The sequence below is a fragment of the Salmonella sp. SAL04202 genome (genome assembly GCF_046550775.1).
Classification (GTDB): domain Bacteria; phylum Pseudomonadota; class Gammaproteobacteria; order Enterobacterales; family Enterobacteriaceae; genus Salmonella; species Salmonella enterica.
The window spans coordinates 58,752-74,567 of record NZ_JBGDXK010000004.1 but is presented as its reverse complement, the minus strand read 5'-3'; the positions used below and the strand labels follow the sequence as shown (position 1 = coordinate 74,567).

Genomic DNA, 15,816 nt, shown 5'->3' with positions numbered 1-15,816 from the left:
CTATCAGCGGCAGCGGTCAGGTGGTCAAATCCGGCGACGACGTGCTGACGCTCTCAGGCGCCAACAGCTACAGCGGCGGCACGCTCATCAGCGACGGTACGCTGGTCGCCAGCAACGTTGAGGCGCTGGGTACCGGCGACGTCACCAACGACGCCGTGCTGGAACTGAACACCGGCGGCACGTTCGACAACGCCATCAGCGGCAGCGGGCAGGTGGTGAAATCCGGCGACGAGACGCTCACGCTCTCCGGCGCCAATTCTTACACCGGCGGCACCCTCATCAGCGGCGGTACGCTGGTCGCCAGCAACGTTGAGGCGCTGGGGACTGGCGACGTCACCGACAACGCCACGCTGGAACTGAACACTGGCGGCGATTTTGACAACGCCATCAGCGGCAGCGGGCAGGTGGTGAAATCCGGCGACGAGACGCTCACGCTTTCCGGCAGCAATACTTATACCGGCGGCACCCTTATCAGCGGCGGCACGCTGGTTGCCAGCAACGTTGAGGCGCTGGGTACCGGCGACGTCACCAACGACGCCGTGCTGGAACTGAACACCGGCGGTGATTTTGACAACGCCATCAGCGGCAGCGGCAAGGTGGAAAAATCCGGCGACGGCACGCTCACGCTCTCCGGCAGCAATACTTACCGCGGCGGCACCACCATCAGCGGCGGCACGCTACTTGCCAGTAACGTTGAGGCGCTGGGTACCGGCGACGTCACCAACAACGCCACGCTGGAGCTGAACACCGGCGGTGATTTTGACAACGCCATCAGCGGCAGCGGGCAGGTGGTGAAATCCGGCGGCGACACGCTCACGCTTTCTGGCAACAACAGCTACACCGGCGGCACCCTTATCAGCGACGGCACGCTGGTCGCCAGCAACGTTGAGGCGCTGGGTAGCGGCAATATCGACAATTACGCCAGCCTGCAACTGAACGCCAGCGGCCAGTTCGTTACGGCAAATCTCACCACTCACGATAACGCCACCACCGCAATCGGCGCAGGCAGCGCATTGCGGGCAAATACGCTAACGCAGGAGGCGAACAGCACCCTGGCCGTACACCTGACCGACAGCAACAGCGACGCCATCGTCACCGCCGACCACGCCAACCTGGGCGGTACGCTGGATATTACCGGCATCGGCAACGTAGCGAAATCCTGGACCCGCGACGCGTACGCCTACACGCTGATTGACTCGGACAGCGCCATCAATAGCGATTTTGCGCAATTCACCGTAGCCGGTATGGACGCCAAACAGGTGGATTTTCTCACCGTCGATGGGCGCGTGAACGCCGACGACGACACCCGCTATGACGTAACCGCCTCGTTGTCCTGGTATGCCGACAGCGACAACGCCGCCACCGACGCCCACGGCACCTTCACCCTGAGCGAGCAAGGTCATAGCTTCACGTTGAACACCGCGCTGACGGACGTTGACGCCACGCTCAATCCCGACAGCGCCACCGGCTGGGACGGCAAATCGCTCATCAAACGGGGCGCTGGCACGCTGATCCTGGGGGCGCAAAACACCTACAGCGGCGACACCGACGTGCAGGAGGGCACGCTATGGCTGGCCGAAACGGCGACCATCGGCTCTGCGGGGAGCGCGCAGGCGGTTAATATCGCCGCGAACGCCGCCTTTGGCGGCCACAACGCCACGGTGAACGGCCATGTTAACAACCAGGGCAGCCTGTACTTTGTCGATACGTTCACCGTCAACGGCGATGTCGTCAACAGCAGCGCGATGATAAGCGGCAGTGACCAGCCCAACAATACGCTGACGATCGCGGGAAACTATACCGGCAACGACGGTCATCTCTATCTCAATACCCAGCTGGGCGATGACAGCTCGCCCACCGATAAACTGATCGTCACCGGCGACACCGCCGGCAGCACCACGCTGCATATCACCAACGTCAATGGCCTGGGCGCACAAACGGTTAACGGTATTGAAGTTATTGAGGTGGGCGGTCAGTCCGACGGTGATTTTACGCTCTACAAAGGGCATGTTGATATTAACGCCTGGACCTACACGCTGAAACAAGACGGCGGCGACTGGTACTTGCGCTCCGAGTCTGATGACGTGCCGGACGACGGCGGTGATGTTATCCCGCCGGACGACGGCGGCGATGTCACTCCGCCGGACGATGGCGGCGATGTCACTCCGCCGGACGATGGCGGTGAGGTCACCCCGCCTGACGACGGCGGTGAGGTCACCCCGCCGGACGACGACGGCGATGTCACTCCGCCGGACGATGGCGGCGATGTCACCCCGCCGGACGATGACGGCGATATCACTCCGCCTGACGGCGGCGACGTCACGCCCGTGACGCCGCAGTACCGCGCCGACATTGGCGTTTATCTCGGCAACCAGTGGATGGCGCGCAACCTGCAAATGCAGACCCTCTATGACCGGGAAGGCAGCCAGTACCGTTCCGCCGACGGCAGCATCTGGATGCGTTTTAAGGCCGGTAAAGCCGAATCGCAGGCGGTTAACGGCAACGTAGATATCGACAGCGACTACTCGCAGTTCCAGCTCGGCGGCGACATCCTGACCTGGAGCGACGGCGCGCAGAGCGTCACCGTCGGCCTGATGGGCAGCTACATCAACGCCAGCACCGACAGCACCGGCAACCGGGGAGCGGACGGCAGCCAGTTCTCCGCCAACGGTAGCGTGGACGGCTACAACCTTGGCCTCTACGCCACCTGGTTTGCCGATGCGCAAAGCCATCGCGGGGCTTACATCGATAGCTGGTATCAGTACGGCGCTTACAACAACAGCGTGGATAACGACGGACTCAGCGCCAGCCGTTACGACTCCGCCGCGCACGCCGTCTCGCTGGAAACGGGTTATCGCTATGATATTGCGTTAAGCAACCGTAACACGGTCAGCCTGACACCGCAGGCGCAGGTCACCTGGCAGCGCTACAGCGCCGACACGGTTATTGACGATGGCGGTACCCGCATCAGCGGCCAGAACGATGATAGCTGGACGACGCGCTTAGGCGTGCGTGTGGACGGTAAACTGTACAAAGAGAGCGGCAGGATCCAGCCGTTTATGGAGGTCAACTGGCTGCACGCCAGCGACAATGCCTCGGCCACCTTTGGCGACACGAAGGTATCGCAGGATTTGCCGAACGACCGCGTGGAAGTGAAAGTGGGGATTCAGGCAAACGTCAGCGAACGGCTAAGCGTCTACGCCCAGGCCGCCGGTCAGAAGGGAAAGAACGACTACGGCGACGCCAGCTTTAGCCTGAACATGCGCTATAACTGGTAGGTTGCTGACCAGGCATAGTACAACATTTATGCCGGATGGCGGCTACGCCTTATCCGGCCTGCAGGGTTATCAATATGTGATAATTCGTAGGCCTGATAAGCGAAGCGCCATCAGGCGTTGGGTGAGGCATAGGTTGGGTAGAGCGCAACGCAACATTCGGTATCCGGTTCCGCAAGCAGGCAGTGGAACAACTCTCCCAACTGTTTTCGTGACCCGTTTCCCGGATAAATGTCTATCTCATCGACTTCAATGGGAAAAACTTGATCTGAAGCGTATTTCTGTCAGCGTTTTTCAGGGCGTCCGATCGCGCTCAGTTCATTATTTCATGTGACGGCGGCATATAATATCTTTCCATCAATAACGTGAGTGTCGGCACGGCTTAATGGATTGCTGTTTGGTGGGTTGTAAAAGGAAGTATCGGCGAGGGCACAGTGCAGATAGTCCCCCATCTTATATATTCACTTTTGGTAAATCGGTCATCTGTAAATAGTGTTCTTCACGCAGAATCTGTGGGTCGAACGCCAGCAACTGATTAAGCCGTTCATCTTAAACGTAAATATTATTTGCCTCAAAAATATAATTATCTTTTTTATTATGGGTGGTTATTAACGCAGGTAATACTATTTTCTACTTTCGTCATGCTGATAATAAAAGTAAAGCGGAATATAATGCAGGACATCTGCAGAGAATTACCCGAATATAATTGAAAAGGAATTTTTATGCTTAATGGAAAAACATTAATGCTGTTGTTGGGTGGGGTTGTTCTCTCGGGCTGTGGGCCGGAGCCCTCCGACCCGCAGGGAAATAATCCGGCTGAGTTAAAACAGGAGCAGGCTATCCAGAAAGAAAATAGCGCTCAGGCCGGGGATGACACTGTCCAGAAAAGACAAGCCGAGGCCGCCCAACAGGCTGCGAAAAAAGCAGCCGAATATAAAGCGAATGCTGAAGCCAAAGCCCTGGCAGATGCCAAAGCGGGATCTCTGGCAACAGCCGAAGCACCGCAATATGAAATGCGGACACGTGCCGCGGCACCAAAAGCGTTCGCTGCACAAGGCGGTAATGTAATGGGGACCGCGCGTTACGAACACTACGATGAAAATCCGATTAAACAGGTAAGTCAGGCGCCGCTCGCCACGTTTAGTCTGGATGTAGACACTGGCAGCTACGCTAACGTGCGGCGCTTTCTGAATCAGGGACAACTGCCGCCGCCGGAAGCCGTGCGGGTAGAAGAGATGCTGAACTATTTTCCCGCGCCTCAGCCCGTTGCGGATAAGCAGGATAACACTAAACCCATTACGGCCTGTATACCGATGCCATTTGCGGTTAAATACGAACTGGCTCCCTCGCCGTGGAACGCGCAGCGTACGCTATTAAAAGTTGATGTTCAGGCCCGGGACATGCAGACCAGAGATCTGCCACCTGCCAACCTGGTTTTTCTCATTGATACTTCTGGTTCTATGCAGCCAGCGGAACGCCTGCCGTTGATCCGGTCGGCGCTAAAACTGCTGGTGAACGATCTGCGTGCGCAGGATAACATCACGATTGTGACCTACGCGGGCGGCACTCACGTCGCGCTGGCGTCTACAGCGGGAAATAACACAACTGCGATTAAAGCGGCAATTGATAATCTGGATGCTTACGGGAGTACCGGTGGTGAAGCGGGATTACGACTAGCCTACGAGCAGGCCGAAAAAGGGTTTATCAAAGGCGGCGTTAACCGCATTTTGTTGACCACCGACGGTGATTTTAACCTCGGTATTACCGATCCCAAAGACATCGAAGCGCTGGTAAAAAAAGAGCGTGAGAAAGGTATTACCTTATCTACGCTGGGCGTCGGCGATGACAATTTCAACGAAGCCATGATGGTGAGAATTGCTGATGTGGGTAACGGCAATTACAGCTACATCGACTCCCTCTCCGAGGCGCAAAAAGTCCTCAAAGATGAGATGCATCAAACGCTGGTCACCGTTGCCAAAGATGTAAAATCGCAAATCGAATTTAATCCGCAGTGGGTGACTGAGTACCGGCAGATTGGTTATGAAAAACGCCAACTGCGCGACGAGGATTTCAATAACGATAAGGTTGATGCGGGTGATATCGGCGCGGGTAAACACGTCACGCTATTCTTTGAACTGACGCTTAACGGGCAGAAAGCCTCGGTGGATAAACTGCGCTACGCTCAGGACAAAGCCGCCTCAAAGCCAACAAAATCAAGCGAGCTGGCGTGGATCAAATTGCGCTGGAAAGCGCCGCAGGGCAGCGAAAGTACATTAGCCGAGTTCCCGGTCGTTATGGGAAAGATGCCGATCTTTGCTGACGCCTCTGAAGATTTTCGTTTCCGCGCGGCGGTAGCGGCTTTCGGGCAAAAACTGCGTGGCTCAGAAACGCTGGCAGATACAACCTGGCCACAAATTATTAAATGGGGTGAACAGGCGCGCGGGGAAGATAAACAAGGCTATCGCGCGGAGTTTATTAAACTGGTAAAACTGGCGGAAGGCTTGTCTCACTAAGCGTCAGGGGATGCCTGTACTGTAGGTATCCCCTGTTACGTCAGGCGCTTTTGCGGCTGATCAGTGGTCCCTGGCTGTTTGTTGCTGCGCGCTCCAGCACTTCCTGAATGACCGAAGAGAGTTCGTTAATCTCAAACTTGGCCACGTAGCCGTCGGCCTTCACCTTACGTATATGATCTTCGTTGGCGCTGCCGGAAAGGGAAGAGTGGATAACGACCGGGATCTTTTTCAGCCGTTCATCGGTTTTAATTTTACGCGTTAACGTAAAGCCATCCATCTCCGGCATCTCAAGATCTGTCAGGACCAGCGCGATTTTCTCGCTAATTGGCTTACCTTCGGCCTCCGCTTCCTGCGCCAGTTGCTGGATTCTCTCCCATGCATCCTTGCCGGTCACATGCATCTGGTGCGGAATTCCCATCGCGTTCAGCCCTTTTTCCAGCATCGCGCGGGCGACTTTGGAGTCTTCCGCCACAATGGCTACCGCGCCAGGGGTAATATAAAATTTATTGGTCTTCAGATTGGTGGCGCGCAGATCGTGGCTGGAGGGGACAATATCATAAAGGATCTGCTCAACGTCGAGCACCAGCGCCAGGTTGTTGGTTTCTTTGTTATCATCCAGGCAGGCAATACTGGTGATGTAGCGACCGTTGACGGCTTTCTCGGCGGTATGCACCTGTTGCCAGTCAAGACGCATAATATTTTCCACCGACTCGACGGCAAATGCCTGTACGCTGCGCGCATATTCGGTGATCAGCAAAATATTCAGCCCGGTTTCCGGCTTGCAGCCCGCTACCGCTGGCAAATCAATCACTGGAATGACCTGATCCCGAATATTGACCATGCCCAATAGAGGCGCTTTCATGCCTGCCGGGCGCGTAAAGGCGGGCATTGGTACGATTTCGCGCAGCTTAAATACATTGATGCCGAACAGCTCTGACTTCTGTTCATGCAGCGATGTACCAAGACGGAATAACAGCAGTTCAAAACGGTTGGACAGGGTTAAATTGGCCCTGTCATCAATATCTTTCTGAAAATTGTCCATCCTAACCTCATTATGAAAGCCTGCCTTTTTTAGTGTTATCGGCAATGAGGACAAAAAATGGAGCGCTAAACCGGGAAAACAGAAAAATCGTAAGCCAGCTCCGTCGCCGGGAAAATAGCGCGGCATTCCGCCAGTAAGCGCTGACAGCCTTTATCGTCATAGCGTGAGCTAATATGGGTCATGATCAGCCGACCGACGGCAGCTTCCCGCGCCAGCGTCGCGGTTTGACGGGTGGAGCTGTGTCCGCGAGCGTTGGCTTTCTCCTCCATTGACGCATCCAGCGTGGTTTCATGGACCATCACATCCACACCTTGCGCCAGCGCGAGGGCGGCCTCGCAGGGCGCGGTATCGCCGAAAATCGCCACTGATTTCCCGGCCACGGCGGGAGCAAGGTAGTCGGCGCCATTGATCTGCCTTCCATCGGCAAGCGTGACGGTTTTTCCTGCCTTCAACGCCTGAAACAGCGGGCCGGGCGTAACGCCTGCGGCTTTTAACGCCCTGGCATTCAGCGCGCCAGGCTTGTCATGTTCAACAACGCGATATCCGTAGCACTCCAGTGGATGCTCCAGCCTGAACGCGGTCACTTTACGCAGACCGTCGTCAAGAATATCGCCTGCGCTAATTTCTTCAATTTGCAACGGAAAATCGGTCCATGAACCGCTAAGACGCAGTGTGGTTGCAATAAACTCACGCACGCCTTGAGGTCCGTATACGGTTAGCGGATGGGGGTTCCCCGCCATCGACCGGCTGCATAGCAGACCCGGCAGGCCAAACAGATGATCGCCGTGAAGATGACTGATAAAAATGCGCTCAAGCTTACCGGGATGAAACGCGGTATTAAGCATTTGATGCTGTGTCCCTTCGCCGCAATCAAAAAGCCATACTCCCGGCTGCGTTGGATGTTGCAGATGTAATAAAATTGCCGTTACATTGCGTGAGCGCGTGGGAACGCCTGCGGACGTACCTAAAAAAATTAATTCCATCTTGTCCATACACGTTTGGTTATCGTTTAACCCAAGATTACCACAACACAGGAGCGCATCATGATTGACTGGCAGGATCTCCACCATAGCGAACTTACCATTCCTCAACTTTACGCGTTACTCAAATTGCGCTGCGCAGTCTTTGTGGTAGAACAGCGCTGTCCTTACCTGGATGTGGATGGCGATGATTTAGTCGGCGACAATCGGCATATTCTGGGCTGGCATCAGGATGAGCTGGTGGCGTATGCGAGGATTCTGAAAAGCGATAACGAATCAGACCCGGTTGTCATTGGCCGGGTGATCGTCAGCGATGCCTGGCGAGGAGCGAAACTGGGCCAGCAATTAATGGCGAAAACGCTGGAATCTTGTGGGCGGCACTGGCCGGATAAGCCGCTATATCTGGGGGCGCAGGCGCATCTGCAACCTTTTTATGCGCGGTTTGGTTTTATTCCCGTCACCGATGTTTATGACGAAGACGGCATTCCGCACCGGGGAATGGCGCGGGAGGTTCATCAGGCATAAACCGAAACCGTTGACTATAGTTAGGAGCAGGTGTTAACACAACGGAGAATGAGAATGTCATATCAATTTGGTGAATCACGTGTTGATGATGATCTGACTTTGCTCAGCGAAACGCTGGAAGAGATTTTACGTTCCTCAGGCGATCCCGCCGATCAAAAATACATTGAGCTGAAAGCCCGCGCGGAACAAGCGCTGGAAGAGGTGAAAAACCGCGTAAGCCATGCGTCGGATAGCTATTATTACCGGGCAAAGCAGGCCGTTTATAAAGCGGATGACTACGTTCATGAAAAACCCTGGCAGGGTATTGGCGTAGGCGCGGCGGTAGGACTGGTACTTGGACTGCTGCTGGCGCGGCGCTAAATCCCCCCACTGAACAGAATTGCAACCCTCCCTAAATGAGGTACTGCTTTTTTAGGGCAGTACCCCGTATAATGTGGGGTTTTTAACAGGGAGGGTCCGCGTGCATTCTATTACTACTGCGCTGGAAAATCTGACGCGTCAGCTATCGCAAGAGATACCGGCGACGCCAGGGCTTTGCGTTTTCGATGCGCCTTTCCCTTTAAACGATGCCTTCGATGCATTGAGCTGGCTGGCCAGCCAGTCATCCTTTCCGCAATTCTACTGGCAACAGCGTAATGGCGACGAAGAAGCTGCCGTTCTCGGGGCAATCACCGTCTTTTCATCGCTCGATCTGGCGCAACGGTTTTTACGTCAGCACGCGCAGCCTGACCTGCGTATTTGGGGGCTGAATGCGTTCGAGCCGAAAGAGGGCTACTTATTGCTGCCGCGGCTGGAGTGGCGACGTAGCGGGGGTACGGCGACCTTACGCTTACATCTGCACAGTGACGTTTCGCTACGCGATGATGCGCGCCAGGCGAAAGCGTTTCTCGCTTCTCTGGTCGGCATTAAGCCTGTTCCGGCGCTACGCCTTTCGCTCACGAGCGAACAACACTGGCCGGACAAAGACGGTTGGGTGAAGCTGATTCAGCAGGCCACCCACACCATTGCGCAAGAGGCGTTTGATAAAGTTGTGCTGGCGCGGGCCACCGACTTACAGTTCTCCCGTCCGGTCAATGCCGCCGCGATGATGGCGTCCAGTCGTCGTTTAAATCTCAACTGCTACCACTTTTTTATGGCCTTTTCCGCCGATACCGCCTTTCTGGGATCATCGCCAGAGCGGCTCTGGCGGCGGCGTGAAACGGCGCTGCGTACCGAAGCGCTGGCCGGGACGGTGGCGAACCATCCGGATAACCATAAAGCCTGGCAGCTTGGCGAATGGTTAATGAAAGACGATAAAAACCAGCGAGAAAATATGCTGGTTGTCGAAGACATCTGCCAGCGACTGCAAAACTGCACCCACTCGCTGGATGTGCTGCCGCCGCAGGTGCTCAGACTGCGCAAGGTACAGCATTTGCGCCGCTGTATCTGGACGGCGCTTAATCAGGCGGACGACACGCTCTGCCTGCACCAGTTACAGCCTACCGCAGCGGTCGCCGGGATCCCTCGTGAACCCGCGCGTTGTTTTATAGAACAACATGAGCCGTTCGAACGTGAATGGTATGCCGGGTCGGCAGGCTATCTCTCCACGCGGCAAAGTGAGTTTTGCGTGACGTTACGTTCAGCCAAAGTGACGGCCAATGTGGTGCGGTTGTATGCCGGCGCGGGAATCGTCCGCGGCTCCGATCCGGAACAGGAATGGCAGGAAATAGATAATAAAGCGGCCGGGTTACGTACCTTATTGCAGATGGATGCGTAATGAGTCACATATTCCCGACCCATATCAATAATCCATTTTTGCAGCTCTTTATACTTAGTCCCAATGATTGATACCGGACAAACTCATGTCAGTAAGTGCATTTAACCGGCGCTGGGCGGCGGTCATCCTGGAAGCCTTAACCCGTCATGGCGTCAGGCATGTTTGTATCGCCCCTGGTTCCCGTTCCACGCCGCTCACGTTGGCGGCGGCAGAGAATCCTGCTTTTATTCACCATACGCACTTTGATGAGCGTGGGCTTGGTCATCTGGCGTTAGGGCTGGCGAAAGTCAGCCAACAGCCGGTTGCCGTTATTGTCACTTCAGGTACCGCCGTGGCGAACCTCTATCCGGCGCTGATTGAGGCGGGTCTGACGGGCGAGAAGCTCATTTTACTTACCGCCGATCGCCCGCCGGAGCTGATTGACTGCGGCGCCAACCAGGCGATCCGTCAGGCGGGGATGTTTGCCTCGCACCCCTCCCAAACTCTGTCGTTGCCGCGTCCCACGCAGGATATTCCGGCGCGCTGGCTGGTGTCGACCATCGACAATGCGCTCGCCATGCTTCATGCGGGCGCGCTGCACATTAACTGTCCTTTTGCCGAACCGCTGTATGGCGATATGAATGACACCGGTCTGGTCTGGCAGCAGCGCCTCGGCGACTGGTGGCAGGATGAAAAGCCCTGGCTGCGCGAAGCGCGTCGACTGGAAAGCGACAAACAGCGCGACTGGTTCTTCTGGCGACAAAAACGCGGCGTCGTTGTCGCCGGGCGTATGAGCGCGGAAGAAGGCAAAAAAGTGGCGCAGTGGGCGCAAACTCTGGGATGGCCATTAATTGGCGACGTATTGTCGCAAACCGGGCAGCCGCTGCCGTGCGCCGACCTGTGGCTCGGCAACGCCAAAGCGGTGACCGAACTGCAGCAGGCGCAGATTGTCGTCCAGCTTGGCAGTAGCCTTACCGGAAAACGCTTACTGCAATGGCAGGCAACCTGCGAGCCGGAAGAGTATTGGGTAATCGACAATATTGAAGGTCGTCTGGACCCGGCGCACCATCGTGGACGCAGACTGGTAGCGAAAATCGCCGACTGGCTGGAACTGCATCCGGCGGAAAAACGTAAACCGTGGTGTGTAGAGATCCCGCGTCTGGCGGAACTGGCGTGGCAACGGGTGGTCGCGCAGCGAGACACCTTTGGCGAAGCGCAGCTGGCGCACCGTATCCGTGACTATCTGCCGGAGCAGGGGCAATTGTTCGTGGGCAATAGTCTGGTGGTGCGTCTGATCGACGCGCTGTCACAGTTGCCGGCTGGCTATCCGGTATACAGCAATCGCGGGGCGAGCGGCATTGACGGCCTGCTTTCCACGGCGGCAGGCGCGCAGCGCGCCAGCGCCAAATCGACGCTGGCTATCGTCGGCGATTTATCCGCGCTGTACGATCTTAACGCGCTGGCGTTACTACGTCAGGTATCCGCGCCGTTTGTGTTGATTGTGGTCAACAATAACGGCGGGCAGATCTTTTCCCTGCTGCCGACGCCGCAAAGCAAACGTGAGCGCTTTTATTTGATGCCGCAAAACGTCCATTTTGACCATGCGGCCGCCATGTTTAACCTGCGCTATCATCGCCCGGAAAACTGGGAAGAACTGGAGTCTGCGCTGGCTGGCGCGTGGCGAACCCCGGCGACAACGGTGATTGAGCTGGTGGTAAACGATACGGATGGCGCGCAGACGCTGCAGCAACTTTTGGCTCAGGTAAGCCATCTATGATGTTGCACGCGCAGCACATGCCCGGACAGCCTGGGGCGCCCTCGCTGGTTTTCCTGCACGGTTTTTCTGGCGATTGCCGCGAATGGCAGCCGGTTGGTGAACAGTTTCACGGCTGTTCGCGGCTTTATATTGACTTACCGGGACATGGCGGATCTGCGGCTATTCCGGTCGGCGGATTTGCCGATGTCATCAGATTGCTGCGCGCTACGTTAATTAGTTACAACATACTAAAGTTTTGGTTGGTGGGATACTCCCTTGGCGGCCGGGTGGCGATGATGGCAGCCTGCCAGGGAATACCAGGCCTGTGCGGCCTGGTGGTCGAAGGCGGTCATCCGGGGCTGCAAAATGAACAGGCGCGCGCTGAAAGACGATTGTCCGACGGGCGCTGGGCAGAGCGTTTTCGTCGTGAACCCCTGACTGAGGTTTTTCACGACTGGTATCAGCAGCCGGTGTTCGCCTCGCTGACGGCGCAGCAAAGGCAGACGTTGACGGCGCTGCGTAGCCAGAATAACGGCGAAACGCTGGCTGCGATGCTGGAGGCGACATCGCTTGCCGCCCAGCCGGATTTACGCGAGGCGCTCAACGCGCTGGCATTTCCGTTTTATTATTTATGTGGCGAACGCGACAGCAAATTCCGCGCCCTGGCGCAGGAAGTGGCGGCGACATGCCATGTTATTCGTAACGCCGGACACAACGCGCATCGGGAAAACCCCGCTGGCGTGGTAGACAGTCTGGCTCAGATTCTGCGTCTCTGACTAAAGGACACACTATGATCTATCCTGATGAAACAATGCTTTACGCACCGGTAGAATGGCACGACTGCTCGGAGGGTTACACCGACATTCGTTATGAAAAATCCACCGACGGTATTGCAAAAATCACCATTAATCGTCCACAGGTGCGCAATGCATTTCGTCCGTTGACCGTCAAAGAGATGATTCAGGCGCTGGCGGATGCCCGTTACGACGACAACGTGGGCGTGATTATTCTGACCGGCGAAGGCGATAAAGCGTTTTGCGCGGGCGGCGACCAGAAGGTGCGCGGCGATTACGGCGGTTATCAGGATGACTCCGGCGTGCATCACCTGAACGTGCTGGATTTCCAGCGCCAGATTCGCACCTGTCCAAAACCGGTTGTCGCGATGGTCGCGGGATATTCCATTGGCGGTGGTCATGTGCTGCACATGATGTGTGACCTGACCATCGCGGCGGAAAACGCCATCTTCGGCCAGACTGGTCCGAAAGTTGGCTCCTTTGACGGCGGCTGGGGCGCTTCGTATATGGCGCGTATCGTTGGTCAGAAGAAAGCGCGTGAAATCTGGTTCCTGTGCCGCCAGTACGATGCGCAACAGGCGCTGGACATGGGGCTGGTTAACACCGTCGTTCCGCTGGCGGATCTGGAAAAAGAGACCGTGCGCTGGTGCCGCGAAATGTTGCAAAACAGTCCGATGGCGCTGCGTTGCCTGAAAGCGGCGCTGAATGCCGATTGTGACGGTCAGGCCGGGCTGCAGGAGCTGGCGGGCAACGCTACCATGCTGTTCTACATGACCGAAGAAGGGCAGGAAGGCCGTAACGCCTTTAACCAGAAGCGTCAGCCTGACTTCAGCAAATTCAAACGGAACCCATAATGCGTAGCGCGCAGGTATACCGCTGGCAGATCCCCATGGACGCGGGGGTGGTTCTGCGCGACAGGCGGTTAAAAACTCGCGACGGGCTGTATGTTTGTCTGCGTGACGGCGAGCGTGAAGGGTGGGGAGAGATCTCTCCGCTGCCGGGCTTCAGTCAGGAAACGTGGGAAGAGGCGCAGACGGCGCTACTAACATGGGTGAACGACTGGCTTCAGGGGAGCGAGGGATTACCCGAGATGCCTTCGGTCGCGTTTGGCGCAAGCTGCGCGCTGGCGGAACTGACAGGCGTATTGTCGGAGGCGGCGGACTATCGCGCCGCGCCGTTATGCACTGGCGATCCTGACGATTTGGTGCTGCGGCTTGCCGATATGCCCGGCGAGAAAATCGCTAAGGTCAAAGTGGGTCTCTATGAAGCGGTACGCGACGGCATGGTGGTTAATTTGCTGCTGGAGGCGATCCCGGATCTGCATCTGCGTCTGGATGCGAATCGCGCCTGGACGCCGCTAAAAGCCCAACAGTTCGCAAAGTATGTTAATCCAGACTACCGCGCTCGTATCGCCTTTCTCGAAGAACCGTGTAAGACGCGGGATGATTCCCGCGCCTTTGCCCGTGAAACCGGCATCGCGATTGCCTGGGACGAAAGTCTGCGCGAAGCGGATTTCACCTTTGAAGCCGAAGAGGGCGTCAAGGCTGTGGTTATCAAACCTACGCTGACCGGATCGCTTGATAAAGTGCGTGAGCAAGTCGCTGCCGCCCATGCGTTGGGACTGACGGCGGTCATCAGCTCTTCGATCGAGTCCAGCCTCGGCCTGACGCAACTGGCGCGGATTGCCGCCTGGTTGACGCCGGGAACGCTGCCCGGACTGGATACCTTGCATCTGATGCAGGCGCAACAGATTCGCCCCTGGCCCGGTAGCGCGTTGCCTTGTCTGAAGCGTGATGAGCTGGAACGACTGTTATGACATTCACGGACTGGCCGTGGCGCCACTGGCGTCAGGTTCGCAGTCAGGCGCCCGCTCTGCGCCTGAACGATGAAGTGCTAAGCTGGCGCGCCCTCTGTGAGCGTATTGATGCGCTGGCGGGCGGGTTTGCCGCGCAGGGCGTACGCGAGGGCGACGGTGTCCTGCTGCGCGCCGGGAATCAGCCGCGCACTCTGTTGGCATGGCTTGCGCTGATGCAGTGCGGCGCGCGGGTTCTGCCCGTCAACCCGCAGTTGCCCCAGACATTGCTGGAGGCGCTGGTGCCGAAGTTAACGCTGCGTTTTGCGCTGACACTGGAAGGCGAAAACGTATTTTCCGGGTTAACCGCGTTGCAGATACAAAAGAGCACAGCGGCGTATGCTGTGGCCTGGCAACCGCAGCGTCTGGTTTCCATGACGCTGACATCGGGTTCCACAGGATTGCCAAAAGCGGCTGTACATACGTGCCAGGCGCATCTTGCCAGCGCGCAGGGGGTGCTTTCGCTAATGCCGTTTGGCCCGCAGGATGACTGGCTGCTATCGCTGCCGCTGTTTCATGTATCCGGGCAGGGTATTATGTGGCGTTGGCTCTTCGCCGGGGCGCGCATGACGGTACGCGATAAGCAACCGCTGGAGCAGATGCTGGCAGGGTGTACTCATGCTTCGCTGGTGCCGACGCAGCTATGGCGGCTGCTGGCGAATCGGGCGGCGGTGACGCTGAAAGCCGTTTTGCTCGGCGGCGCGGTGATTCCGGTTGAACTCACCGACCAGGCCAGCAAACAAGGGATTCGTTGCTGGTGCGGGTATGGGCTCACGGAGTTCGCGTCTACGGTATGCGCCAAAGAGGCCGATGGTTCGGATGATGTGGGCGCGCCGCTTCCCGGCAGAGAGATCAGAATCGTCGATAATGAAGTCTGGCTGCGCGCCGCCAGTATGGCGGAAGGTTACTGGCGTGATGGCAAACTGATCCCGCTGGTTAATGACGAGGGCTGGTTTGCCACGCGCGATCGCGGCGAGCTGAACCACGGCAGGCTAACCATCGCCGGGCGGCTGGACAACCTGTTCTTTAGCGGCGGCGAAGGCATTCAGCCGGAGGAAGTTGAACGCGTTATTAATGCGCATCCGCTGGTGCAACAAGCCTTCGTCGTGCCGGTAGAAGATAAAGAGTTTGGCCATCGTCCCGTTGCGGTTGTGGAGTATGCCTCACAGGCCGGAGACGTGAACCTCGCTGAATGGGTCCGCGATAAGTTGGCGCGTTTTCAGCAGCCGGTTCGCTGGTTGACGCTGCCGTCAGAACTGAAAAACGGAGGGATTAAAATATCTCGCCGTGCGCTCCAGCAGTGGGTGTGTGAGAACTGTAAAAATTAATGTTAGGTTAATATAC

12 protein-coding genes are annotated in these 15,816 nt (G+C 56.9%); 10 read left to right on the top strand and 2 right to left on the bottom strand.

Going from position 1 to position 15,816, the window contains the following annotated elements; all coding sequences use genetic code 11:
* Positions 1–3,278: autotransporter outer membrane beta-barrel domain-containing protein (locus ACLJQJ_RS16590; protein ID WP_410967691.1), on the top strand; the 3,278-nt coding region annotated here is incomplete at its 5' end.
* 719 nt (positions 3,279–3,997) lie between these two features.
* Positions 3,998–5,788: a vWA domain-containing protein gene (locus ACLJQJ_RS16585; protein WP_063808736.1), complete on the top strand. Its 1,791-nt coding sequence runs from the start codon at positions 3,998–4,000 to the stop codon at positions 5,786–5,788.
* Between the two features lie 40 nt (positions 5,789–5,828).
* Here ACLJQJ_RS16585 and ACLJQJ_RS16580 read toward each other — a convergent pair whose 3' ends face one another.
* Positions 5,829–6,830: a chemotaxis protein gene (locus ACLJQJ_RS16580; protein WP_000368558.1), complete on the bottom strand. Its 1,002-nt coding sequence runs from the start codon at positions 6,828–6,830 to the stop codon at positions 5,829–5,831.
* A 65-nt stretch (positions 6,831–6,895) separates the two neighbouring features.
* Positions 6,896–7,813 (bottom strand): ribonuclease BN, encoded by a 918-nt coding sequence (rbn, locus tag ACLJQJ_RS16575; protein ID WP_000419093.1) that lies wholly within the window; start codon positions 7,811–7,813, stop codon positions 6,896–6,898.
* 60 nt (positions 7,814–7,873) lie between these two features.
* On the opposite strand from rbn, the gene ACLJQJ_RS16570 reads away from it, so the two are divergent.
* From ACLJQJ_RS16570 to menE, 8 genes are all read left to right on the top strand, one after another.
* The gene (locus ACLJQJ_RS16570; RefSeq protein WP_063808735.1) at positions 7,874–8,335 is read left to right on the top strand and encodes a GNAT family N-acetyltransferase; all 462 of its coding nucleotides are present in this window, start codon (positions 7,874–7,876) and stop codon (positions 8,333–8,335) included.
* 54 nt (positions 8,336–8,389) lie between these two features.
* Complete coding sequence (elaB, locus tag ACLJQJ_RS16565) at positions 8,390–8,695, top strand: stress response protein ElaB (protein ID WP_001519663.1); 306 nt, start codon at positions 8,390–8,392, stop codon at positions 8,693–8,695.
* A gap of 100 nt (positions 8,696–8,795) precedes the next feature.
* Positions 8,796–10,091 carry an isochorismate synthase MenF gene (gene menF, locus ACLJQJ_RS16560; protein WP_000555674.1) on the top strand — a complete coding sequence of 432 codons (1,296 nt, stop codon included), beginning with the start codon at positions 8,796–8,798 and terminating at the stop codon, positions 10,089–10,091.
* A gap of 85 nt (positions 10,092–10,176) precedes the next feature.
* Positions 10,177–11,847 (top strand): 2-succinyl-5-enolpyruvyl-6-hydroxy-3-cyclohexene-1-carboxylic-acid synthase, encoded by a 1,671-nt coding sequence (gene menD, locus ACLJQJ_RS16555; protein ID WP_063808734.1) that lies wholly within the window; start codon positions 10,177–10,179, stop codon positions 11,845–11,847.
* Positions 11,844–12,602 carry a 2-succinyl-6-hydroxy-2,4-cyclohexadiene-1-carboxylate synthase gene (gene menH, locus ACLJQJ_RS16550; RefSeq protein ID WP_000979137.1) on the top strand — a complete coding sequence of 253 codons (759 nt, stop codon included), beginning with the start codon at positions 11,844–11,846 and terminating at the stop codon, positions 12,600–12,602. The genes menD and menH overlap by 4 nt, the downstream gene beginning before the upstream one ends.
* 14 nt (positions 12,603–12,616) lie before the next feature.
* Positions 12,617–13,474 (top strand): 1,4-dihydroxy-2-naphthoyl-CoA synthase, encoded by an 858-nt coding sequence (gene menB, locus ACLJQJ_RS16545; protein ID WP_000640013.1) that lies wholly within the window; start codon positions 12,617–12,619, stop codon positions 13,472–13,474.
* Positions 13,474–14,436, top strand: a complete 963-nt coding sequence (gene menC, locus ACLJQJ_RS16540; protein WP_063808733.1) for an o-succinylbenzoate synthase — start codon at positions 13,474–13,476, stop codon at positions 14,434–14,436. Before menB ends, menC begins: the two co-directional genes overlap by 1 nt.
* Positions 14,433–15,800 carry an o-succinylbenzoate--CoA ligase gene (gene menE / locus ACLJQJ_RS16535; protein ID WP_023245205.1) on the top strand — a complete coding sequence of 456 codons (1,368 nt, stop codon included), beginning with the start codon at positions 14,433–14,435 and terminating at the stop codon, positions 15,798–15,800. The genes menC and menE overlap by 4 nt, the downstream gene beginning before the upstream one ends.
* Positions 15,801–15,816: the final 16 nt, after the last annotated feature.

Coding starts and splice junctions, on each gene's coding strand:
- menH (WP_000979137.1), top strand. CDS start 11,844: ATGATGTTGCACGCGCAGCACATGCCCGGACAGCCTGGGGCGCCCTCG.
- elaB (WP_001519663.1), top strand. CDS start 8,390: ATGTCATATCAATTTGGTGAATCACGTGTTGATGATGATCTGACTTTG.
- menB (WP_000640013.1), top strand. CDS start 12,617: ATGATCTATCCTGATGAAACAATGCTTTACGCACCGGTAGAATGGCAC.
- ACLJQJ_RS16570 (WP_063808735.1), top strand. CDS start 7,874: ATGATTGACTGGCAGGATCTCCACCATAGCGAACTTACCATTCCTCAA.
- menC (WP_063808733.1), top strand. CDS start 13,474: ATGCGTAGCGCGCAGGTATACCGCTGGCAGATCCCCATGGACGCGGGG.
- menE (WP_023245205.1), top strand. CDS start 14,433: ATGACATTCACGGACTGGCCGTGGCGCCACTGGCGTCAGGTTCGCAGT.
- ACLJQJ_RS16585 (WP_063808736.1), top strand. CDS start 3,998: ATGCTTAATGGAAAAACATTAATGCTGTTGTTGGGTGGGGTTGTTCTC.
- menD (WP_063808734.1), top strand. CDS start 10,177: ATGTCAGTAAGTGCATTTAACCGGCGCTGGGCGGCGGTCATCCTGGAA.
- rbn (WP_000419093.1), bottom strand. CDS start 7,813: ATGGAATTAATTTTTTTAGGTACGTCCGCAGGCGTTCCCACGCGCTCA.
- ACLJQJ_RS16580 (WP_000368558.1), bottom strand. CDS start 6,830: ATGGACAATTTTCAGAAAGATATTGATGACAGGGCCAATTTAACCCTG.